The 22,149-nt window shown below is 42.0% G+C and carries 24 protein-coding genes, 1 pseudogene and 1 riboswitch; of the genes and pseudogenes, 6 read left to right on the top strand and 19 right to left on the bottom strand.

The genetic code is table 11. The features are described 5' to 3' along the window. Positions 1 to 66: 66 nt before the first annotated feature. On the bottom strand, positions 67 to 1,119 hold the full coding sequence (locus Q0465_RS12130) for a class I fructose-bisphosphate aldolase (RefSeq protein ID WP_298616627.1): 1,053 nt from the start codon (positions 1,117 to 1,119) through the stop codon (positions 67 to 69). An 86-nt stretch (positions 1,120 to 1,205) separates the two neighbouring features. Beyond that, entirely contained in the window at positions 1,206 to 1,985 is a 780-nt protein-coding gene (locus Q0465_RS12125) for an SDR family oxidoreductase (RefSeq protein WP_298616626.1), read from the bottom strand. 390 nt (positions 1,986 to 2,375) lie between these two features. Here Q0465_RS12125 and Q0465_RS12120 point away from each other — a divergent pair. Then, positions 2,376 to 2,462: pseudogene (locus Q0465_RS12120) on the top strand (nitroreductase family protein); the annotation flags it as partial. Positions 2,463 to 2,643: 181 nt separating this feature from the next. Here Q0465_RS12120 and Q0465_RS12115 read toward each other — a convergent pair. The 3 genes from Q0465_RS12115 to Q0465_RS12105 all read right to left on the bottom strand — a co-directional run bounded on the left by Q0465_RS12115 (position 2,644) and on the right by Q0465_RS12105 (position 6,363). Then, positions 2,644 to 3,483 (bottom strand): AraC family transcriptional regulator, encoded by an 840-nt coding sequence (locus Q0465_RS12115; protein ID WP_298616625.1) that lies wholly within the window; start codon positions 3,481 to 3,483, stop codon positions 2,644 to 2,646. A gap of 193 nt (positions 3,484 to 3,676) precedes the next feature. Then, on the bottom strand, positions 3,677 to 4,606 hold the full coding sequence (locus Q0465_RS12110) for an alpha/beta hydrolase (protein ID WP_298616624.1): 930 nt from the start codon (positions 4,604 to 4,606) through the stop codon (positions 3,677 to 3,679). Between the two features lie 989 nt (positions 4,607 to 5,595). Then, entirely contained in the window at positions 5,596 to 6,363 is a 768-nt protein-coding gene (locus Q0465_RS12105) for a sulfide-dependent adenosine diphosphate thiazole synthase (protein WP_298616623.1), read from the bottom strand. A gap of 56 nt (positions 6,364 to 6,419) precedes the next feature. Then, positions 6,420 to 6,518, bottom strand: a riboswitch (TPP riboswitch). Between the two features lie 160 nt (positions 6,519 to 6,678). On the opposite strand from Q0465_RS12105, the gene Q0465_RS12100 reads away from it, so the two are divergent. The 3 genes from Q0465_RS12100 to Q0465_RS12090 are packed head-to-tail and all read left to right on the top strand — an operon-like array spanning position 6,679 to position 7,738. After that, entirely contained in the window at positions 6,679 to 6,993 is a 315-nt protein-coding gene (locus Q0465_RS12100; protein WP_298616622.1) for a YtxH domain-containing protein, read from the top strand. A 6-nt stretch (positions 6,994 to 6,999) separates the two neighbouring features. Continuing rightward, positions 7,000 to 7,452 carry a phage holin family protein gene (locus tag Q0465_RS12095; RefSeq protein WP_298616621.1) on the top strand — a complete coding sequence of 151 codons (453 nt, stop codon included), beginning with the start codon at positions 7,000 to 7,002 and terminating at the stop codon, positions 7,450 to 7,452. Further along, a complete protein-coding gene (locus Q0465_RS12090) occupies positions 7,361 to 7,738 on the top strand; it encodes a hypothetical protein (RefSeq protein WP_298616620.1) in 378 nt (125 codons plus the stop codon). The genes Q0465_RS12095 and Q0465_RS12090 overlap by 92 nt, the downstream gene beginning before the upstream one ends. A gap of 10 nt (positions 7,739 to 7,748) precedes the next feature. Here Q0465_RS12090 and Q0465_RS12085 read toward each other — a convergent pair whose 3' ends face one another. The 11 genes from Q0465_RS12085 to Q0465_RS12035 all read right to left on the bottom strand — a co-directional run bounded on the left by Q0465_RS12085 (position 7,749) and on the right by Q0465_RS12035 (position 18,217). Then, a complete protein-coding gene (locus Q0465_RS12085; protein ID WP_298616619.1) occupies positions 7,749 to 9,170 on the bottom strand; it encodes an NADH-quinone oxidoreductase subunit N in 1,422 nt (473 codons plus the stop codon). Positions 9,171 to 9,231: 61 nt separating this feature from the next. Continuing rightward, positions 9,232 to 10,725 (bottom strand): NuoM family protein, encoded by a 1,494-nt coding sequence (locus Q0465_RS12080; RefSeq protein WP_298616618.1) that lies wholly within the window; start codon positions 10,723 to 10,725, stop codon positions 9,232 to 9,234. Between the two features lie 59 nt (positions 10,726 to 10,784). Beyond that, positions 10,785 to 12,680, bottom strand: coding sequence for an NADH-quinone oxidoreductase subunit L (nuoL, locus tag Q0465_RS12075; RefSeq protein ID WP_298616617.1), 1,896 nt, complete (start codon positions 12,678 to 12,680; stop codon positions 10,785 to 10,787). A gap of 25 nt (positions 12,681 to 12,705) precedes the next feature. Beyond that, positions 12,706 to 13,014, bottom strand: coding sequence for an NADH-quinone oxidoreductase subunit NuoK (gene nuoK, locus Q0465_RS12070; RefSeq protein WP_009136487.1), 309 nt, complete (start codon positions 13,012 to 13,014; stop codon positions 12,706 to 12,708). Positions 13,015 to 13,036: 22 nt separating this feature from the next. Next, entirely contained in the window at positions 13,037 to 13,540 is a 504-nt protein-coding gene (locus Q0465_RS12065; protein WP_298616616.1) for an NADH-quinone oxidoreductase subunit J, read from the bottom strand. Positions 13,541 to 13,584: 44 nt separating this feature from the next. Continuing rightward, entirely contained in the window at positions 13,585 to 14,058 is a 474-nt protein-coding gene (locus tag Q0465_RS12060) for a 4Fe-4S binding protein (protein ID WP_298616615.1), read from the bottom strand. Position 14,059: 1 nt separating this feature from the next. Beyond that, positions 14,060 to 15,136 (bottom strand): NADH-quinone oxidoreductase subunit NuoH, encoded by a 1,077-nt coding sequence (nuoH, locus tag Q0465_RS12055; protein ID WP_298616614.1) that lies wholly within the window; start codon positions 15,134 to 15,136, stop codon positions 14,060 to 14,062. 64 nt (positions 15,137 to 15,200) lie between these two features. After that, positions 15,201 to 16,823 (bottom strand): NADH-quinone oxidoreductase subunit D, encoded by a 1,623-nt coding sequence (locus Q0465_RS12050; protein WP_298616613.1) that lies wholly within the window; start codon positions 16,821 to 16,823, stop codon positions 15,201 to 15,203. Positions 16,824 to 16,877: 54 nt separating this feature from the next. Beyond that, positions 16,878 to 17,435, bottom strand: a complete 558-nt coding sequence (locus Q0465_RS12045; RefSeq protein ID WP_298616612.1) for an NADH-quinone oxidoreductase subunit B — start codon at positions 17,433 to 17,435, stop codon at positions 16,878 to 16,880. Next, positions 17,426 to 17,776 carry an NADH-quinone oxidoreductase subunit A gene (locus tag Q0465_RS12040; protein ID WP_298616611.1) on the bottom strand — a complete coding sequence of 117 codons (351 nt, stop codon included), beginning with the start codon at positions 17,774 to 17,776 and terminating at the stop codon, positions 17,426 to 17,428. The genes Q0465_RS12045 and Q0465_RS12040 overlap by 10 nt, the downstream gene beginning before the upstream one ends. 81 nt (positions 17,777 to 17,857) lie before the next feature. After that, complete coding sequence (locus Q0465_RS12035; protein WP_298616610.1) at positions 17,858 to 18,217, bottom strand: hypothetical protein; 360 nt, start codon at positions 18,215 to 18,217, stop codon at positions 17,858 to 17,860. Positions 18,218 to 18,419: 202 nt separating this feature from the next. On the opposite strand from Q0465_RS12035, the gene fldA reads away from it, so the two are divergent. Beyond that, a complete protein-coding gene (gene fldA, locus Q0465_RS12030; protein ID WP_298616609.1) occupies positions 18,420 to 18,929 on the top strand; it encodes a flavodoxin FldA in 510 nt (169 codons plus the stop codon). Positions 18,930 to 19,004: 75 nt separating this feature from the next. Then, a complete protein-coding gene (locus Q0465_RS12025) occupies positions 19,005 to 19,367 on the top strand; it encodes a DUF2023 family protein (RefSeq protein WP_298616608.1) in 363 nt (120 codons plus the stop codon). Between the two features lie 452 nt (positions 19,368 to 19,819). Here Q0465_RS12025 and Q0465_RS12020 read toward each other — a convergent pair whose 3' ends face one another. From Q0465_RS12020 to pepT, 3 genes are all read right to left on the bottom strand, one after another. After that, complete coding sequence (locus Q0465_RS12020) at positions 19,820 to 20,290, bottom strand: hypothetical protein (RefSeq protein ID WP_298616607.1); 471 nt, start codon at positions 20,288 to 20,290, stop codon at positions 19,820 to 19,822. A gap of 19 nt (positions 20,291 to 20,309) precedes the next feature. After that, complete coding sequence (locus Q0465_RS12015) at positions 20,310 to 20,522, bottom strand: hypothetical protein (protein ID WP_298616606.1); 213 nt, start codon at positions 20,520 to 20,522, stop codon at positions 20,310 to 20,312. A 408-nt stretch (positions 20,523 to 20,930) separates the two neighbouring features. Next, entirely contained in the window at positions 20,931 to 22,148 is a 1,218-nt protein-coding gene (pepT, locus tag Q0465_RS12010; protein ID WP_298616605.1) for a peptidase T, read from the bottom strand. Position 22,149: the final 1 nt, after the last annotated feature.

The following is a 22,149-nucleotide window of genomic DNA, read 5'->3' as shown; positions in this document are numbered from 1 at the left end:
AGTTATTGATGGCTTGTGAAAATCCGTTTTTCAATACCAAAGACTCTCAATCTTTTTACAATCCAGCTACGCCAGTTTTATACTGTTATCCAAATATACATCCTGTATAGCATTCAAAAGCCGGATCCCTTCGCTGACCGGTTTCTGAAAAGCTTTCCGTCCGCTGATCAGCCCCATACCCCCGGCTCTTTTATTGATGACTGCTGTGATGACCGCTTCCTGCAAATCGGTTTCCCCATGGGATTCCCCTCCTGAATTAATCAAACCTGCCCGGCCCATATAACAATTGGCTACCTGATAACGGCACATATCAATGGGATGCTCGCTGCTCAGTAAAGAATACATCCGGGGATCGGATTTCGAAAAATGCAAAGCTGTAAAGCCCCCGTTATTTTCGGGTAATTTTTGCTTGATAATATCTGCCTCTATCGTAACCCCCAGATGATTTGCCTGTCCTGTCAGATCGGCGGATACATGGTAATCTTTATCCTCCTTTTTAAAAGCCGGATTCCGTAAATAACACCACAAAATAGTTGCCATTCCCTTTTTATGAGCATATTCAAAAGCCTTGGCTATTTCTATAATCTGCCGCCGGCTTTCCGGAGAACCGAAATAGATGGTCGCCCCGACAGCCACTGCCCCCAAATTCCAGGCTTCGTCTATCGTTCCGAACAAAATCTGGTCGTAAGCAGTCGGATAACTTAGTAATTCGTTATGGTTGATCTTGACAATAAAAGGTATTTTATGAGCATATTTACGGGCGACGGCTCCCAACACACCGAAAGTAGAAGCCACAGCATTGCAACCTCCCTCAATCGCCAGGCGGACAATATTTTCCGGATCGAAATACAACGAATTCGGGGCAAAAGAAGCCCCCGCTGTATGCTCAATTCCCTGATCCACAGGTAAAATAGAAAGATATCCGGTACCGGCTAAACGACCGTGATTATAAAGAGTCTGAAGACTATTCAATACGGGAATACTCCGGTCAGAAGGTACCCACACTTCGTCTATAAAATGAGGAGAAGGCGCATGAATCAAATGTTTATCAATAGTTGTACACACATGATTCAGGTAATATTCCTGTTGATCTCCCAATAATTCCGTAATTTTACTCATACTGTTTCCGTTTATATCATTTTATTAAAATTCGATATAAACATTTTACGGAAAGTGTCCCGGAATAGTTTAAAACAAATAATTTGCTATGCTTCCTTTCTTTTTAACAGACGTGCGGCTATTATCACCCACCATTTACGGGGAGACAAACGGGTCAGAAAGACCACTAAACGGTTTGTAAATCCATAAATAGCTATTTCTTTCCCTTTCAATAAAGCGTCATACCCGAAAGCGGCCACTTCTTCAGGAGTAGCGTGGGAAAGGAAACGGGTCATACCGGTATGATGACTCCGGGCCACCTCGTGAAATTTGGTATCCGTAACTCCCGGACAAAGGGTAACGACACTCACCCCGCTTTTTTTCAATTCGTAATTAACGGCCTGAGAAAGACTGAGGACAAAAGCTTTGGTAGCACAGTAACCGGCCATCCAGGGACCAGGCTGGAAAGCTCCTGTCGAAGCGACATTCAAAATCCGTCCGTTTCCGGCTCTTTTCATATCTGCAGCAAAATGACGGGTAAAAAAAGCCACGGTCTGCATATTGAGTTGAAACATCCGTTCCAGATCCTCCCAAGGCGTTTCCGTGAAAGCATCATCTATTCCGAAACCCGCATTATTAATAACATAATCGACGTTCAACGCATGCCGCCGGATATCCTCATACACTTCCCGTACATTTTCCGGTATACTCAGATCCCGGGCATACGTAATAACCGAAACCGGATAGACGACCAATTCCTTGACAATCTGCTCCAAACGGGCTTGATTACGGGCTACCAAAATCAGATTATGCCCTTTCGATGCACAGAGATAAGCGAATGCCCGTCCGATCCCCTCTGTAGCCCCACTGATAAAAACCGTTTTCATTTTTGTTGTTGTTTGCGACAAAGATAAAAAGAAAAATTGAAAGGTTGGGAAAAACGGGGTAAGGTAATTGGGAATAAAGGTTTTAAGAAAAATGTGGTTCTTTTATGCAAAGCCAACTGTAACCACATAAAAGCCAAGTCGAACCAAATTTGCGTTATTATCTCGTTACTTTTATTTTTGTGGTATGTTTTAAAGTAATAATCTGAATAACAATCTATGACAAGGATTTACTCCGCAAAAACAGCTTGTTTACGATGCAAAACAAAATTTCATGCAAAAAAAATTTGTCGGTTTTGATTGCGCTGTTCAGCTACGGTTTGCATATCATCCGATAACTCTACAACGAATAATTTTGTACCATTAAAAAATTGTAGAGTATGAGATCAACCTTTAAAGTGTGGAATACGGGATGGAAATAAAGGCATTTGGGGAGAACGTTGCAGAGTACCTTTTGAAGATGTTTATCGTAAAATTTAAAGCATCCTTTTTTAAGGCTGGAATTTTCACTTACAAATAAAACTCCTAAGGAAGAATGTCTTATCCATTAAAATTAGGACCTTCATCAGTAAGATCAGAATAAATCACATAAATGCGGATTTATCATCTTCAGTCTACTGTTTGTTCATGCCAATACCTGTACTTAATGATGAAGCCTCAATTAAGCCTGCTGCCTTGGGTTAACAGAAGGCGAATACCCGAATTTTTTCTTGTAGGCAGTAGAGAAGTGTGAAATGTTTTTAAATCCGACTTCCAGATAAACATCCGAAACTTTCTTCTTCTCATTCTCCAACTTATCCCGTGCAACGCTGAGCCTTTTCTCCATCAGCCATTTTTGTGGAGGAAGGTCGCTCAGTTTCTTAAAATCACGTTTAAAAGCAGCCAGACTACGCCCGGTATAATGTGCTATCTCTTCTATTGACAAATCATAGGTGTAATTTTTTTCCATGAAGTCAACGATATCAATCTTCCAGGGATCGGTGAAATCGAACAAGCTCGGATAAAATTGTTCGTCTATATCCAACAATGCATAAATGCCTTCTTGCAATTTCATCTTGATAATTCTGTCAGTGGGTTGGGTTGATGTATCGAAATAAGGCAACATTGACTGGAACAGGCTTGCAATTGCGGGGGTTTGAGGAAGTTTCACAATACTCGGACTTTGCTTTCGTACTTGTAAAGGCAGATTATTTTTATCAACAGTTTGATAAAATTCTCTTAGAAAAGCTCTGCTAAAGACCAATGATATACCGATAAATTGTTCTTTTCCTTTAGGTTGTTTGATTATGCTGATCCGGTTATCCTTTCTCACAAAGACGCATTCTCCCATGCGGATTTTTATTTTAGTCTGCCTTGTCTGCAAGATCATTTCACCCGAACAGACATATATAAGCATGTGGTCCTGTGCCATATCGTAGCAGCCCCGTTCATTGCCGGTATAACAACTAAAAAATATATTGGAATAATTAAACACTTTTGGTTCGTCGATTTCAAGTTCCATATCTCTATTTTTGGTTTCTGCGAAATTAATCTAATTATTAGGAAACCGGACTACTTATAAATACTTTTCTATCTGAAAGTTAATCCCGTTCTTTTTCATCGGCGATACCACTCCCGGTTGTAAATAACAGTATTCCCCATTTTCAGGGGAATACCATTGGAATGACATCCATGTAACGGATATCGTTTTTATTTTATAGGTTTTCTTTAAAGAACGGAATGATATGTTCCAATGCTTCTCCGGTTGCTTGGGGCTGGTCATACAGATCATAGTGGCTCGCTCCCTTAACAACATGCAGGTATTTCTTTGTAGAAGCCGCTTTGTTGAACAGCTCATATCCGTCCCGGTAAGAGCCGAAAGCGCCTACTTTATCGCCAATAATAATCATCAAAGGTTGTGTCAGGAGATGATCTGCCAAATGGAAAGCATCAAAAGCCATTGCTTTATCCAGGCTGTCAAAGCGTAAACGGTTGGGGGAGTTGGGATTTTCCCCTCTTGGCGTTCTGTAATATTCTACGGCTTCTTCAACATCAATATCTGTCATTCCTGCCGCCAAACGTTCCTCATGGGAATTGGGTGCATAGACCGTTATGAGAGGCTCCGCTCCACGAGCTTGTGCCGTGCGTTGGGCGGCTACCGCCTCTAATGTCCTGATTGCAGCACCGGCGGTGTAGTCCCCTTCGCGCATAAGTCTGCCATAATTTGCTCCTACAACCGTAACTACGGCTTTAAATCTACGCTCGGTCATCGCTGCGTTCGCAGCATACCCGCCGCCACCGCAGACACCTAATACACCAATGCGGTTCTCATCCACATAATCCAGTGTAGTCAGGTAATCAGCAGCACAACGGAAATCCTCAACCCGCAAGGCAGGGTCTTCAAGATACCGGGGTTCTCCGCCGCTTTCCCCCTGACAGGATGCATCGAAAGCTAACGTGATAAAACCGGCCTCAGCAAGTTTTTTTCCATAAATATGCCCAGAAGTCTGTTCTTTACAACTACTGATAGGGTGTGCACAAACAATTACAGGATATTTTTTACTTGCATCAAAATTCTCAGGGAATTGGAGAATAGCTGATACTTCCCAGTTCCTGTTCTTAAAAGTTACTTTTTGTTCTGACATAATTCAACCTGTTTAGTGGTTTATACTATGGCTTGTTCCTTTCTCGGAGCTTCCAAGTACAAATTTAGCCGAAAACGGAACAGGTCGTTTTTCTCTATAGCTCAAATGTTATTTTCTCAAAAGCTCACTTTTGTTCTATAAATTAAAACTTTATATCATATATAAAAGATGAACCGTATTGCTCGCTATAGGGAACATAATCGGTTTGGAGAAGCTAAATTTGAATAAAGCCTCAAATATATGGAAAGGTATGCTTAATGAGCAAAAGACAAAGAGCATCAGCAAGGAGTTAGAGACTGATAAATACAGCAAAGCATTAACAACGGCATTACTACAAACCAACCATCCGACCTTGTATAAAAATCTAATACGAAAAGAAAAACATCTTTGTTGTGTTCTAAATATCCAATATATTTGCACAAGAGTTGTTTGAATGAATACAAAGTGCAGAACTTCGCAGAAGTTGTATTGTCGCTAAATAGCTACCAACAATTATCTACTATTCTTAGATATCCTATCCTTCAATGAATTACAAAACTTTATCTTATCCCAAACAAAGATAAGGATAAAAAATAATAAATGTACGATATCGAAATTCAGATGTACAGGCGGGAACATCTCTGACATTATCTAACCACAAGAATTTCCTTAAAAGAGCAGGTGAAGTTTCCAACAGCTATTTTAGTTTTTCAAAAGGCAAATTCATTTCAGCAGAACAGAAAAATGTACATTTGAATTTTGGAGACAGCGGAGTGTGCTTCCCGCTCATCAAAATGGAAATCAGTGATTTTCCAGAAAATCATATTCCTGTTTCCCGTGTACGTTTCAATTTCAGTTTCGTAGAAGAGTTATTTACCCTCATTCTTTTAAAAGAAGAAAAGCTCCGGAAAGGGTAACCGACAACCTTCCCGGAGCTTTCTATGCACCTTTTACAAAAGTAACTTGTGCCAACCGAAAGGAAAAGCTTTTATTCTATTCCGATAATAAGTTTATTTTAATGCTTCGATAATCAGTTCGGCTGTTTTTTTACCGGACATCAGCATACCTCCGAAGATCGGTCCCATTCGGAAACTCCCGCTTACGCCGTTGGCAGCCATTCCGGAAACATACAAACCGGGATAAACTTCTTTGGTGTTTTCGACGGTTGTCCGCTCTCCTTCTTCTACAGCTAAGGACCTTTCTCCGATCACGCTTCCGGTAGGTGTATTCAAACGGATTCCGTTTTTACGGGCGACGGTACGGGATATCTCGCAATCGTGCCCCGTACCGTCCAATACAGCCTTCGCCATAATAGTCAGCGGATCCACATGCATTCCTTCCCGTTGTACCGGAGCCCAGTTGACTACGACTCCGGCCACCCGTTCGTTTTTAAATACCACATCTTCTACAGTATAGCAATTGAAAAGGGTAGCCCCGGCTTTAGTGGCATGATAGATCAGGGCAGAAGTCGTATGTACGGAATCCATCACATAGGTTCCCTGTTCATACGCCTGGTAAGAAACGCCAAATTCCCGTACAATCGGCATAGCTTCCTCCTGTACAACAATATCGTTAAACATCATAGCCCCGCCCCACATTCCGCCTCCGGGAGCCAGTTTCCGGTCGAACAAAGCCACCTTCTTACCGGCTTTCGCCAAATAATAAGCAGCTACCAATCCGGAAGGTCCTCCCCCTACAATGGCCACATCTATATCCAAATTATTTTTCAATTTGGCAAAATAGGAATCAATAATTCCTCGGGATACAATTTTTTCCATGTAAAAGAATTTTGTGATTAACTAAAATTGTGCACAGAAGCAGCTTTGCTTTCAACAAGCTCTTTACCTGCATTCCCTACGCCGGCATTATCCGTCTCAGGTTTGATGGGTATAATCTCAGCCTGTCCCGAGTACAAGCACCCCTCTATGCTAAAGTAGCGCAAAGTTAATATTATCCTCCCAAGAACAAAAGTTTGAAAGGAAATATCTATGCAAATCCTAATATGTCTCTAATCTTCCTAAAATTATATTAAAAGCTAAACTTTTCTGTTCTTCGTATCGTTGATAGGGTATCAAACTTAAAACAACAAAGTCATGAGAAACGAAGGTTCACATTTAGTATCAGGAATGGTATTCGGTGCTCTTATCGGAGCATTTGCCACTTATTTGATTATCAAAAACAAAGGGACAATCAAAAGAGAATTTGAGGAAGTAAGCGAAAGAGTAAAAGACGGTGTTCACGAATTCGGTCACAAAGCCAGAGAAAAAGCTGAAGAATTTGGAGCAAAAGCCAAAGAAAAAGCAAATGAATTCGCAGAAACAGCTTATGAAAAAGGAAACAAAACTGCAGCCGCTTCCGATTACAAAAGCCAGAACTTAAACAATCCGTCAACTGGAAAAACCTATTAAAAAGGTATGGGAAGAGAACCCGAAAAAATCCTAAATGAATTTAAAGAACGACTTTCTTCCTTTATCGGATTGAAAATCGAACTCTTTAAATTAAATGCTTACGAAAGGGTCGCGAGGATTATCGCGATCCTTTCGCACAGCCTCATCCTGATGCTACTGGCGTTGTTTGCCATTCTGTTTCTTTTCTTTACCCTGGCTTTTTTCTTAGGGTATTTACTAAACAGTACCGCATTGGGATTTCTGATAGTAGCAGGGATTTATATCCTCCTGTTTATCATCACCTACTACAGTAAAAAAAGTATTCAGATCGGTATTATGAATATCGTGATCGGTGCAATACAAGAGAAAGAAGAAGAAGATAAAGACGATGGAGACGACACAAAAACAACCGACAACAGTACCTCCGGTAACACCCCTTCAGAAACACCTGACTCCGCTGCAGGAACTGATCGCCACTAAACTGGAATTACGCCGTCAAAGCCGCCGGGAAGAAACCCAAATCCGGGAACAATGGCAAGCAATACGACAAAATTCCGGGCACCTTATCTTTAGTGGAATAACGGATTTACTTTTCCCGCACCGGAAAGTGCAGGCCGAAAAACTGAATGAGGAAAAACCTCATTTCTGGCAACATGTCACAGATAATCTTCCCTATTACCTGGCTATCGTCCGGGAAGGTCTCTCCGTAACCTGGTATATCGCCCGCCCCTTCTATCTTAAATGGCTGATGAAACGCAAAAAATAATTTCCGTACATTATAATCCGAAAGCCAAAAATGAAATCCGGTCGTATACGACACTGCAAATGCCCAGTACCAATACCCCCAACAAGCATACGACTAAACTGATCCGGGTGTAATTATCGGAATGAAAAGCCTCTATCGGGGAATCATTTGTATTGATAAACATCGCCTTCACAATGAGCAGGTAATAATAAAGGGAGATAATCGTATTGACCAAAGCCAGTAAAACCAGCAGATAAAATCCTTCTCCCGCTGCTGACATAAAAATAAAAAACTTACTGAAAAAGCCGGCGAAAGGAGGTATTCCTGCCAAAGAGAACAAAGACAGCATCATGACAATACTCAATCGGGGATTGGTCCGGTATAAGCCGTTATAATCCTCCATGCGCACCTTGCCGCTCCGTTGTTCAATAATGGAAATGACCCCGAATACCCCCAGATTGGAAAAGAGGTATACCAATACATAATATACTAGTGCACTCATGCCCTGTGCCGAACCGGCAATCACTCCCAGCATCAGATACCCCGCCTGGGAAATAGAAGAAAATGCCATAAACCGCTTTAAATTCTGCTGGCGGATAGCAAAAAGGTTGGCAACAGTAATCGTAAGAATGATAATTGCATATAGCATCATTTGCCATTGTTCCACAATCGGAGCAAATACCTTTACCAAAATCATCATCAATACAAAAACAGCCGATCCTTTTGAGATTACCGACAGATAAGAAGTGACACTGGTCGGTGCTCCTTCATATACATCAGCTGTCCACAAATGAAACGGTACCAAAGAGATTTTAAAACCCATACCGGCAAAGAAAAAGACAAAAGCCATGATCTGCAAAGGACAACCACTGATGCCCGCGGGAATATCCTCAAAATACAAGGTCCCGGCGGTTCCGTATATCAGAGAAATCCCATACAACATCAGTCCGGAAGCAAAAACGGCTGAAAGTATATATTTGGCTCCGGCTTCAGCAGAGTGATGCCGGTATTTGTCGAAAGCCACCAATGCAGCCATCGGCACAGAAGCCGTTTCTAATCCGATAAAGAACAATAAAAAATTACCCGACGATATCATAAAATACATCCCCAGCAGGGTTGAAAGCGTCAGCACATAAAATTCCCCCCTTTTGATTGAAGTGCTCTCCCGGCTCAACCAATTCCGGGCTTGCATAAAAATAAGCAAAGTCCCTGTATTCAGAATTGTCTTCACCACAGACAGCAGGGGAGAATTGATATACATCCCGCCAAAAGCCTGACCGTCGGGCATAGGGACCAGATGAATCAACGTATGCACCCCCATCAGCACACAGGCCGTAAGTTGAAAATAACGGCGGATTTTGCCCGTACAAAACAAATCAAAAAGCAATAAAAGCACCATCACTCCGATCAGTGATATTTCTTCCTGCAAATGCAATAAATTTCCGAAATCCATAACCTTAATCCTTCCAAATATTCATAACCTTCTTTCCCCGCATTTTCCTTCTGTTTTATCTTTATTTTGACAACTGTTCCACAACAGGAACCACGCTTCCGTTTATCATACCGGAGATCCACAAAGGAGCCAGTCCGATGGCAGCAACGGCCACAATCAATCCGATAACAGTCAGACGTTCGTCCCAGCTGGCATCTTTCAACTGCTGATGTGCCGGGTTGACCACATTTCCATACAATAATTTCCCGATCACCCTCAATATATAAACCGCCGTAATGACAATGGAAGTAGCTGCAAGAACAGTCATCACCCGGTGAAAAGTATCGGCTTCTTCAAAAGCGCCGACAAAAACAGTCATTTCTGCCACAAAACCGCTCAAGCCCGGCAATCCCAGGGAAGCCAATCCCGCTATTACATACCCCACTCCTAAAAAGGGAATAATCCGCATCAATCCTCCCATCTCCGTAATTAAACGCGTATGGGTACGGGAATAAATCATTCCGATTAATGCAAAGAATAAAGCCGTCATTAATCCGTGCGACAACATTTGTAATACAGCTCCCGTCATAGCCGTCTGATTCAGCATCAGGATAGCAAACAATACCAAACCACAATGGCTCACAGAGGAATAAGCATTTATATATTTTAAATCCTTCTGTACAATAGCACTATAAGCACCGTATACCACACTGATACCCGTCAGGAGGATAAAAATCCAGGACAATTCTTTTGCGGCTTCCGGCATCAGATAAATAGCCACCCGGAAACAACCGTATCCTCCGAGTTTCATTAAAACCCCGGCATGTAACATAGAAACAGCCGTAGGAGCGGAAGCGTGTCCGTCAGGCGACCAGGTATGAAAGGGGAATAAAGCCCCCAATACGCCGAATCCGACAAAAGTCAGGGGGAAAAACAAACGCTGAGCCTCAAGGGGAATGGTATATTGCGCAATTTCCAGTAAATTCATGGTATAAATTCCTCCGGCCGGAGCGGAATGGAAATAAATACCCAAAATTCCGACCAGCAGGAAAGCTGATCCTCCCATTAACATCAGGGTCAGTTTCATAGCCGCATACTCCTTCCGGCCGCTTCCCCAAACGCCTATCAGCAAATACATCGGTATTAAGGCTACCTCATAAAACATAAACATCGTAAATAAATCGATGGAAATAAAAAAACCGAATACTCCCGTTGACAGTAAGCAAAACCATAGGAAATATTCCCGCTGCTGCAGGGCCATCCGCCAGGAAGCAAATGTACCGGTAAACACAATAATGGCTGAAAGTAAAAGCATAACCACAGAAATACCGTCTACCCCCACTGCATAATGAATATTTAAAGGAGCAAACCACAAAAGATCCGCCCGGAACAACATTTCAGCCGTATTTCCGTTATTTCTTTCTCCCAGATACAAGATTGTCAAAGCCACAGCCAAAACCAATAAAGCGCTGGCTCCCGCCACCATTACTGTCCGGATTTGCTTTAAATTTCCGGCCAACATCAAACCCAGCATCATCGCTACCGGTATTCCTACAAATAAAGATAAAAAATTCATCTCCTTACAATTTTAATATATATCCGTCACTTCTCTTTCCGCTATTTCTAGCTTTTCTTTTATAAAAAGACCAGCCACACCACAATCAATAATGTTCCGATCAGGAAAACAAAAGCATACTGCTGTATTTGTCCCGATTGCAACCGCCGTATATGATAAGCGGCTTTCTGAGTTACCGTCGCTGTCAAATTTACGGTCCCATCTACAATATGCCGGTCAAACCAGGCAATTCCCTGCGAAATACCGGCAAAAATAATCCGCTTCGTAATAAATAAATACACTTCATCTATATAAAAACGATGGATGGCAGTCCGGTAAAAACCTCCGAAATTCTTTGCCAGTTTTTCCGGTACAGACGAATATTTCCGGTAAAACACCGAAGCGATTCCAATAGCTATACAGGCGACAGTCACACTGGACAAAGCCACCTTCCAATCCAAATGTATCGTATAAGGGGCGCCATTGCTGCTCACAAATTTTCCAAAGGGGATAAATCCCGCAAAGCAAGTAACAAAAGCCAGGAACACCAGCGGAGCGGTCATACTAAACGGGGCTTCGTGAGGTGTATGTTCGTATTCTGCCTCTGTTCCCCAGAAAATAGAGTAATACAAACGGAACATATAAAAGGCTGTCAGCCCGGCAATCCCACTCATTAATACACCCATCCAGGGGCTAAACAAAAAAGCCGCTGTCAGGATCTCATCCTTACTAAAGAAACCGGAAAACGGAGGAATACCGGAAATCGCCAGACAAGCCACCAAGAATGTGAGGTGAGTAACCGGCATATATTTTCTCAAACCTCCCATAGCCGACATCTCATTGCTACCGATTGCATGTATAATCGCCCCGGCACACAGGAAAAGCAATGCCTTAAACAGGGCATGGGTAAAAAGATGGAACATTCCGGCAACATATCCCAGGCCGGCATGTCCGCCCATTCCGCTCACTCCCAGCGCCACCATCATAAATCCGATCTGGGAAATGGTAGAAAACGCCAATACCCTCTTTATATCGGTTTGTACACAGGCAACGACAGCCGCATACAGGGAAGTAAAAGCCCCCACAACAGCAATTACCTCCAGAAGTTCCGGAGCCGCTTCTATGTATAACGGGAACAAACGGGCCACCAGATACACTCCGGCTACGACCATGGTCGCCGCATGTATCAATGCCGACACCGGTGTCGGGCCTTCCATGGCATCCGGCAACCAGATATGAAGCGGGAACATAGCCGATTTCCCGGCCCCGCCGATAAATATAAGTCCCAGGGCCCAGGCAATGACAGATCCCCCTAAAAAAGTCGCCCCCGATGCAGTCCCGCAGGCCTGCCCGGACATCAATTCCGCAAAAGCAAAAGTATGCGTATAAAACGAAAGTAAAAGTATGCCTAGCAAAAAGCCCAGATCAGCAAAACGGGTCACGATAAAAGCTTTTTTAGAAGCCGCAATGGCAGCAGGTTTTGTATAATAAAAACCAATGAGCAGATAAGAAGATACACCTACCAGTTCCCAGAAAATATACATCTGGAAAATATTAGGAGCAACGACCAAACCCAACATAGAAAAAGTAAAGAGGGAAAGAAAAGCATAATACCGCTGAAATCCCCTTTCCCCTTTCATATAACCCAGACTATAAATGTGAACCATCAGCGAGACAGTCGTAATGACTACCAACATCATAACTGAAATGGGATCGAGTAGAATTCCCAGATCAATATGCAAATTTTCTGTAAACCGCAACCATTCCAAATGAAATACCGTCTGAGGCTGCCAAAGTCCTTCCGTCCTTCCTGCCCCGAAATACCGGAAAGCAGTCAGATAAGCCCAAAAAGTAATCATAACCAGTCCCAAAGTGCCCAAACTCCCGGCCAACCGATGACTCATATATTTTCCGCCTATCCCCAACAGGATAAACATTAACATCGGCAATAATAATATCAATATAGCATTTTCCATAATATCCAGGTTCCAAAACAATAGTTCAGTGTTTCATCTTATCCAATTTACTTACCTGAATATTCCGGATATTCCGGTAAATATTGATAATAATAGCAATAGCAACAGCCGTCTCAGCTGCCGAAATTCCAATTGCAAAAAGAGTAAAAAAGAACCCTTCCAACTGCCCCGGAAACAGATAACGATTAAAAACAGCAAAATTGATATCCACCGAATTGAGTATCAATTCGATTGAAATCAGAATCGCCAGTAAATTACGCCGGTAGAAAAAACCGAAAATTCCGGCGAAAAACATAATGGTGCTTACCACCAAATAATACTCCATATGTATCATAATCCCTGCTTTAAATTTCGATTTAACCTCTTTTCCGGGCAATCATAATTCCCCCGATTATACAAGCCAGCAACAACACACTAATCGCCTCAAAGGGAAGCATATATTGGTACTTTTCCGTCCCCAATAATGCAAAACCGATGGTTTTCATATCGATTTCCCCCGGTGTAAAACGGGAAGAAGGAAAAGTATGGCTCAATGTGATAAAAATACATAAGGCGGCCCCGGCAACGGAAGCGACCAAACCGGCAAATAACTTGCTTTTCGGTAATTTTCCGGCAATTTTATCTCCGTCCGGACTGGTCAACAAGATGGAAAATACGTACAGCACAATGATCCCCCCGGCATATATCGTCAGTTGTACTGCCCCTAAAAAAGAATAATTCAACTGAAAATAGACACCTGCCGTTCCGAATAACACGAACAACAAATAGGTAGCCGATCTCAATATCCGCTGAGTAGTGACCGCCATTATGGAGAATACAATAATAATGGCAGCTAAAATATAAAACACGACAATTTCCATCTTTTCATCCTTTAAATTTTACGACTTCTGTCCGGCATACTGCTTTAAATTTTCTTTTTTTCCAGTACAGATCCCTCCCGGTTCAATTGCTTTACTAATTTCTCCCGGGTAAATACGGCATTCTCAAATTCTGTTCCGAAGCAGAGAGCCCCGTGGGGACAATTGACGACGCACAACTGGCAAAAAATACAACTCCCCAAATCGTATTTATAAGCCTTTAAAACTTTACGCTTTTTTCCTTCCGCATCTGTCACGATTTCCGACACTACCTCTATTGTTCCGTTCGGGCAATTCATTTCACAAATCCCGCAAGCTACACATTTATGTTCATTATTTTCATTGTGAATCAATTCCAGACTGCCGCGGAAACGGTCGTACATCTTCAAAGCAGCCCGGTTTTCCGGATAACATTCCGTCGTCTTTCTGGTAAAAAATTCCCGTAAAGTGACTTTCATGCCGGTCAATAAAGATCCCAAACCACCGAATAAACCACTGAAATAATTATTTTTCTGAGCCATATTAAAAATGTAAATCAAAAACCACAACAATCACCATCAAAAACATATTTACCAAATTGACCGGAAGCAGGTATTTCCATTCCAACGTCAGCAACTGATCTACCCTCAACCGCGGAAATGTCCACTTAAACCACATCATGATAAAAATCAATACCCCGGTTTTTCCGAAAAACCAGATAACAGGAGGGATATAATCCATCACAGCATTAAACCCGTCCCATCCTCCGATATGTAAAGGCATCCATCCTCCCAAAAACAAAGTAGCCGCCATACCCGCTACAATAAACATATTGAGATATTCAGCCAGATAAAAAAATCCGAAATGCATACCTGAATATTCCGTATGATAACCGGCTGTCAATTCAGAATCTGCTTCCGGCAGGTCAAAAGGTCCCCGGTTGGTCTCTGCCGTCCCTGCAATCAAATAGATAACAAAAGCAATAAAAGCAGGAATATGCCCCTTGAAAATAAACCACCCGTCTGCCTGATTCGCTACAATCTGCGATAACTGCATGGTATCGGTAAATACAATAATCGTCAAAATCGACAAGCCGACAGACAATTCATAGCTGATCATCTGTGCTCCGCTCCGCATCGCCCCGATCAGGGAATATTTATTATTACTCGACCAGCCGGCCAGCAAAATGCCCACAATTCCCATAGAAGAAACGGCCATGACAAAAAAGGCCCCCACATTAAAATCGATAATCTCCAACCCCTTGGCAAAAGGCAAACAGCTAAAGGCAATGACAGAAGCAATAATGACAATATAAGGAGCCAGGTTAAATAAAAATTTATCGACATGGTTGATGGTGATCAGCTCTTTCGTCAACATCTTGATCATATCGGCTACGCTCTGTACCAAGCCGTACGGCCCTACCCGGTTCGGCCCAATCCGGCATTGAAAAAAAGCACACACCTTTCTCTCCACATAGATCAATACCAAAGCGACTACAGCATAACTGACCAGCAAACACAAACCGATGAGCATGAATTCCGTCAGTATTGCCCAGCCTTCCGGGAGAAACGACCGCAATAACTGATCTACCCAATGAGTAACCACTGAAAAATCAAACATATTTTTCTTTTTTAGAAAGTTTTCTCTTTACTTTTTTCTCTTTATTCCTGCTGAATCCTGCCATTCAACGGTCAATATCCGGAACAACATAATCCAACGATCCGCCTATAGCAATGAGATCCGCAATTTTATTGCCTGTAGCCAATGTATCTACAACCGACACCAAAGGCAAACCCGGAGAGCGGAATTTTAAACGGTACGGGTACTTCTCTCCGCGACTTTCAATAAATACCCCGAACTCCCCGCGACTGGCTTCTACACTGGTAAAATAACTGCCCTCCGGCAATTTAAGAATCGGTTTGGTTTTTAAGGCGTAGGCCCCTTCCGGAATATTATCGATTAATTGTTCCAGTATGCGGAGGGATTCGGTTATTTCCTCCAGCCGCACTTTATACCGGCCGAAAACATCTCCGTCTTCCCGGAGTATTTCTTTAAAATTCACCTTTTCGTATATCCCATACGGGAGTTTTTTCCTTACATCACAGGCCCAGCCGGAAGCCCTTCCGGAAGGCCCCGTCACACCAAATGAAATTGCCTGTTCCCTTGTCAATACCCCTATCCCTTTCATCCGCTGCCGGGCAATCACATTTCCGGTAAAAACTTCATCGTACTCTTTCATCATAGGAGGCAAATAACGGATAAAATCCTTCACCCCTTTCACAAAATCCGGATGTATATCAGCCATCACACCCCCGATTACATTGTAATTCATAATCAGACGGCCCCCGCACGTTTCTTCCAACAGATTCAGTATCTTCTCCCGGTCCCGGAATCCATAGAAAAAAGCTGTCAAAGCCCCTAAATCCATACAGAAAGTAGACCAAAACAACAAATGTGAAGCTACCCGGGTCAATTCGTCCATAACGACCCGTATATAAACAGCCCTTTCGGGAACTTCCAGTCCCAAAGCCTTTTCGATACACATACATAAGGCATGGCGGTTCTGATGAGCCGACAAATAATCCAGCCGGTCGGTTAAAGCCAGTGTTTGGGGATAGGTCATACTTTCACACATTTTCTCTATTCCCCGGTGGATATAACCGCAATTGACGTCGACTTTTTTCACAATCTCCCCCTCCAGCGATACCCGGAAACGCAGTACCCCATGAGTCGCCGGATGCTGAGGACCTATGTTGACTACATATTCCGAATCTTCGAATACGACATTTTCCTTTTCTTCTACAATTCCATCCTCCTGAGCTTCCAGCACCGGAGTCACGTCCAGGGTCTCATCGCTCTCCAAACGCACCGGATTCAACACTTCACCGGCATCGTAATCTTTCCGTAAAGGATATCCCACCCAATCATTCCGTAAAAATAAACGACGCATATCCGGATGATTGATAAAACGGATACCGAAAAAATCAAAAATTTCCCGTTCATTCAAACCGGCAGCAGCCCATAAATCGCAAACTGTAAACAATTCCGGTTTTTCCCGGTCGGCAGCTTCCGTTTTTACCACTAAATTCTCCCCGGAAAGCGTGGAACGGAAATGATAGATTACGCCTAATTTTTCTCCCCAGTCCATCCCGGTCATACAGACCAGATAATCGAATTCAAGATCATTCCGCAAATGAACAGCCAGTTCCCGGAAATCCCCGGGTTCTACCCTTACTGTTAAGACTTCCCCTTTTTCTTCTACAGCTTCCGGCGCCCATCCTGCTATATATTCTTTTAAATTCTCCATATTTTACTCTAATTATTATCGTATTCCCTGAAGGAAACGAATACGCTTCGGGGCTCACTCCTTTCTCTCTTTCCGGTTTACATCGCCCAGAAATTTTTGTACTTTAATCTTACGTTGTAATTGCATCATCCCATACAACAAAGCTTCCGGACGGGGAGGGCATCCCGGCACATACACATCCACCGGCAATATAGTATTCACTCCCTGTACTACGTGATAGGATTTGCGGAATGGCCCTCCGGAAATGGCGCATCCTCCCATAGCAATGACGTATTTCGGCTCTGCCATCTGATCGTATAAACGCCTCAATACCGGAGCCATCTTATGTACGATCGTACCGGCTACCACAATGACATCCGCCTGACGCGGGCTCGCCCGGGTTACTTCAAAGCCAAAACGGGCAAAATCATAACGGGCGGCTCCCACCGCCATAAATTCGATACCGCAGCAACTTGTAGCAAATGTAAGCGGCCACACCGAATTCGAGCGTCCCCAATTGATGAGTTCGTCCAGACACCCCACGATAACATTCGTTCCGGATGCCCACAGTTGTTCCAAATACTCATTGTCTTCGAAGTCTTCATACTTCATCGATTTTACGGTTACTTCCATTCCAACGCTCCTTTCTTCCAGGCATACGCCAATCCCAATATCAATACTATCATAAAAAACAATATACAATACAACCCGTCTATCCCTGTTTCCTTCACAATTACAGCCCAGGGGAACAAAAAGACCGTCTCTACATCAAACATCAGAAACAAAATGGCAAACAGATAATATCCTACTTTAAACTGCATCCAGGATTTTCCCCGGGTCGGAATTCCGCATTCGTAAGCTTCCCCTTTCTGACCATTAAAAGAACGGGGTGAAATCAAACGGGCTACCCCCAAAGCAATCGCAACCAAAGCAATTGCTGTAATCAATACAACTACTAATAAAGTAAAATTCATAAAAATAAATTTAAGTCCGCAGCATAACTTAACTACAGAGAATCATTGCAACTTCCGGAAAGAAAAAATATGAAGCAAAAACTAGATTACAATTTTACGGAGCCTATATATATAGTAAGCCGTAGGATCGGCATAAAAAGCAACGGGCAAAGACTCCTTAAATAAACATAAGACTAAAGCAGTACTCCGGAAATCCTTCCTATTTGCATTCAACCATATATAAGACTTATAATTCGAAGTAAAATGATTGATATCTAAGACAAGTTCCCCGTATGCATTTTCAAAAAGAGAAGGAGAAGCATTATACCCTTCCGTCCCTTCTGACAACTCTAGAGCTGTATTTCCTGTCCCCTGAGCGGAATCTGCGACGATTCCTGCCTCTGCTACGCCCAGTAACAGGGGAAATAAAACGAACAGTCCATATAGGATAATTTGCTTCATAAAAACAATTGAAGACGCAAATATAAATTTAATTTATAAATTAAAAAATAATTTATCCGAATCAATTTGAACAAACGAATGCATACAAAAGAAAACTTTCCCCTATTCTCAGTGAATTTCTACCCCGCAAATCACAACATTAAGGGATTTTTTCACGTACCTTCTGCTAGTAATTTTGTCATATAATCAAAACAAATAACAAATGAAAAAAACCGGAATATTTTATGGTTCCACTACCGGAACAACCGAAACCATAGCCAGACAGATTGCCACTTTACTGGATGTGTCTGATGCAGATATTTATGATGTAGCAAATGCAGAAGTTTCTTCGGTCGATGCTTATGAAGTATTGATTCTGGGCAGTTCTACCTGGGGATTGGGAGAACTACAGGACGACTGGTACAGTTTCCTCGACAAGTTGAAAAAAACGAACCTTAGCGGTAAGACAGTTGCCCTGTTCGGCTGCGGAGATTCCTCCTCCTATGATACCACCTTCTGTGATGCCATCGGAATTATTTATGAAGAGCTACAGAACAGCGGTTGTTCCTTCTGCGGAGATTGCGACACAGAGGGTTATACCTTCAGTGATTCCAAAGCCGTTGTAAACGACCGCTTTGTCGGTTTGGCACTCGACGAAATGAATGAATCCGATCGCACGGAAGAACGTTTAAATAAATGGATCAACCAATTAAAACAAAGCTGTTTAGAATAGGTCAGCCCTTATTGATTAATAATTGTAAACCGGATGTCTTTGCCATCAGACATCCGGTCCCAAAAATAGAATATTATGCCCGCCACCTGTGCTACTTCCGGAGAAATAAAAATTTTTCTGCATCATATTTATGAATTACAAAAAGGGGTCAGAAATATGGCTCTTTGCACTTTAAATGCTGCTGATACAGAATTCGCAATAAAACGCCTGCAACGGCTGAATATCTCCTTTTTTAAGCAGGAACTCGGCAACCACAATATCAACCTCTTTTTCGGAAAGGAAGAATGCATCCAAACTGTACAACTGATCATCAACCGTCCCCTTAACTGCCTTACTCCGGAAGAAGATTTTATCATCGGAGCCCTTCTCGGTTACGGTATCAGCCAGCAATGCAAACGCTATACCGCCCGCAAAACTGCCGTATTGAAGACAGCCTGACTTTAAAATGTCCGGATATATAAACGTAAAAATGTACAAAAAATCAAGGGGCATTTATACCGGATCAAACAGATTCATGTTTGCTCACGAAAGATAAAAATATCCCGAACACTACTTTTTCAATCCGTCCGGCTTCCCAAAACGAAAGTTTTCTTTTTGAAAATTCGTCCTTTCTAATTATACATTGACGGATACGCTACAATCAGCAGAACTGATATATGGATGCATATTCATTTACCAAAATCATGTGTTCGCAAACCAAAAAGCCGGAAAGCCTTGCTGATTAAGCTCCCAAAGTTGTACCTCTGTTGATTTTTTTTGGATATCTCTCCCGCAGAGAAACAAACACAATTAAATAAGGCCGACCGAAAAAGTTTATTTTTCAGTCAGCCACTTCCCGTTATTTAAAAACAATTTTAAAAACGACCGCATTAACTCCTGTAATAAAATAATTATTCATCCTTTACATAGTAATCTACAGAAACCTCCTGTATTTCTGTCGTAACTAAAGTAAAATCCGGAGTTTTATAATATACTTTTAAAGTTGGTAATATTTCCAGTAAAATACGCGTGTAATCATCATTAGCTGAAAGATTGGGAATAGATGTCAAAAATTGGGGATAGGTCCATACTTCTATTGACTGATGAGGTAAAATAGAAATACTGGAAGGCAATACGTCTAAAGTGTCCTTGCCTACTACTCCAGAAAATATCTCAAACATTACTCCAGAAAATTTTGCATATTGTTTCCCACGATAATTAAAATCATACCAAAATTCCCCGCTATGAACCCATTGATGAGGATCTTCCGATATCGGAAAACTAAAAGTAGTGTCGGACTGGTTTTTTATTTGAAAAATAAACTTAAATTCAGGACCATGCTCATAAAAATCCCAATTCTTTACTCCGGGTTCTTGAATCACATTTTTTACATATCATACCCTATCGTGCTGATAAAAAATCAGGTTCACGGGAAGCTTTTATAATGGTTTCTCCGTAATCAGTGTTTCTCATACTGGAAATAATATTATTTTCCTTATTATTCAAATATCTTTCATGATCCATTTTAAAAGTACCGGTATTGGGGTAATATTTTTCTAAATCGTAATAATCCATAAAATAAGTCCCCTTACCCTCTAATTCTACCTTTTCCAAAAATAATTTAAAATGCCTGCTACCGGATAAAGTAAAATCTGAACAAGCCTTATTCTGGCATTTTTCAGGCTTTTTTGAAACCCTAAAAACGTCAGATTTTGGAAGAAAAAAGAAAATGGATAATTATAGTATTTAAAAATAAAAAAATGGCCTGGAAATGAAGCAGTACAGGGGGAAGTATACAAACAGAAAAGTTACATTATTAAATCTTTACCATTACTGAAACATCAAAGCATCAGTTATTTGCCAAAGAGAAAGACATTAAATCCCCTCACAGTATAAAAATGACTAAAACGGGCAAATAAAGAAATCAGAGACTTTGTAAGGATAAAGAATATCCAAACAAAATCTCCGAATAAATAGATTAAAGTCCGGAGGCTGGACGAATTCCAAAGCGGAACAAAAAATTTATTTTGCCCAAAGGCCGGCCAGATTCAGTATGGTCTGCATGGCTTTTTGCATGGTATTTAAGGAACAGTACTCATATTTGCCGTGGAAATTCATGCCACCGGTAAAAAGGTTCGGACAAGGCAATCCCATATAAGAAAGCCGGGCGCCGTCGGTACCGCCGCGGATAGGACGTACGACAGGAGTAACTCCGGCTTCTTTCATAGCTTCGAGGGCCTTGTCGATTACTTCCGGATAAGGTTCTACCATTTCCTGCATGTTATAATACTGATCTTTTAAATTCAAGGTAATTACACCTTCTCCGTATTTTTGAGTTAAATAATCCGTTACCCGAATGAGGTATTGTTTCTTTGCTTCAAATTTCTCCCGGGAATGGTCCCGGATGATATATTCGATTACTGCACTTTCAACTCCGCCGCTGATAGCGGTCAGATGATAGAATCCTTCATACCCTTCGGTATGTTCAGGCCGCTCCCATGCCGGGAGCATGCCATTTATTTCAGTAGCCAGCTGTAAAGCATTCAACATCTTATCCTTGGCATATCCCGGATGAATATTACGTCCCTGTATAACAATTTTAGCACCGGCAGCATTGAAGTTTTCATATTCCAGTTCCCCTTCGAATCCTCCGTCCATTGTATAGGCAAACTTAGCCCCGAAACGGGAAACATCAAAAAAGTCGACTCCCCGGCCGATTTCTTCATCCGGCGTAAACCCAATCCGTATTTTTCCATGCGGAATTTCAGGATGCCCGATCAGGTATTCTGCAGCCGTCATAATTTCTGCCACCCCGGCCTTATCATCTGCCCCCAATAAAGAAGTTCCGTCCGTTGTGATCAAAGTATGCCCTTTAAAAAACGTCAATTCAGGGAAATCTGCTACCGTCATGCTCAGGTTTTCATTCAGACGGATATCTTTTCCGTCATAATCTTCTATGATCTGAGGATGAATATTCGCTCCGTTCATATCCGGACTCGTATCCACATGAGAAATAAAACCGATGACAGGACGATCTTCATATCCTTTTGTTGCCGGCAAAGTACCCATGACATACCCATACCGATCCATCTCGACTTCAGTCAACCCAAGCGATTTCATTTCCTCAGCCAGGTATCTGAGCAATACAAGTTGTTTATCCGTAGATGGAAATTTTTCACTCTCCGGATCACTCTGCGTATCAAATCCTACATATTTTAAAAAACGTTCTTTTAATTCCATA

Origin of the sequence: uncultured Odoribacter sp. (assembly GCF_937966165.1) — a bacterium.
GTDB lineage: Bacteria > Bacteroidota > Bacteroidia > Bacteroidales > Marinifilaceae > Culturomica.
The sequence above is the reverse complement of the archived record's forward strand: the minus strand, read 5'-3'. Positions and strand labels throughout refer to the sequence as shown.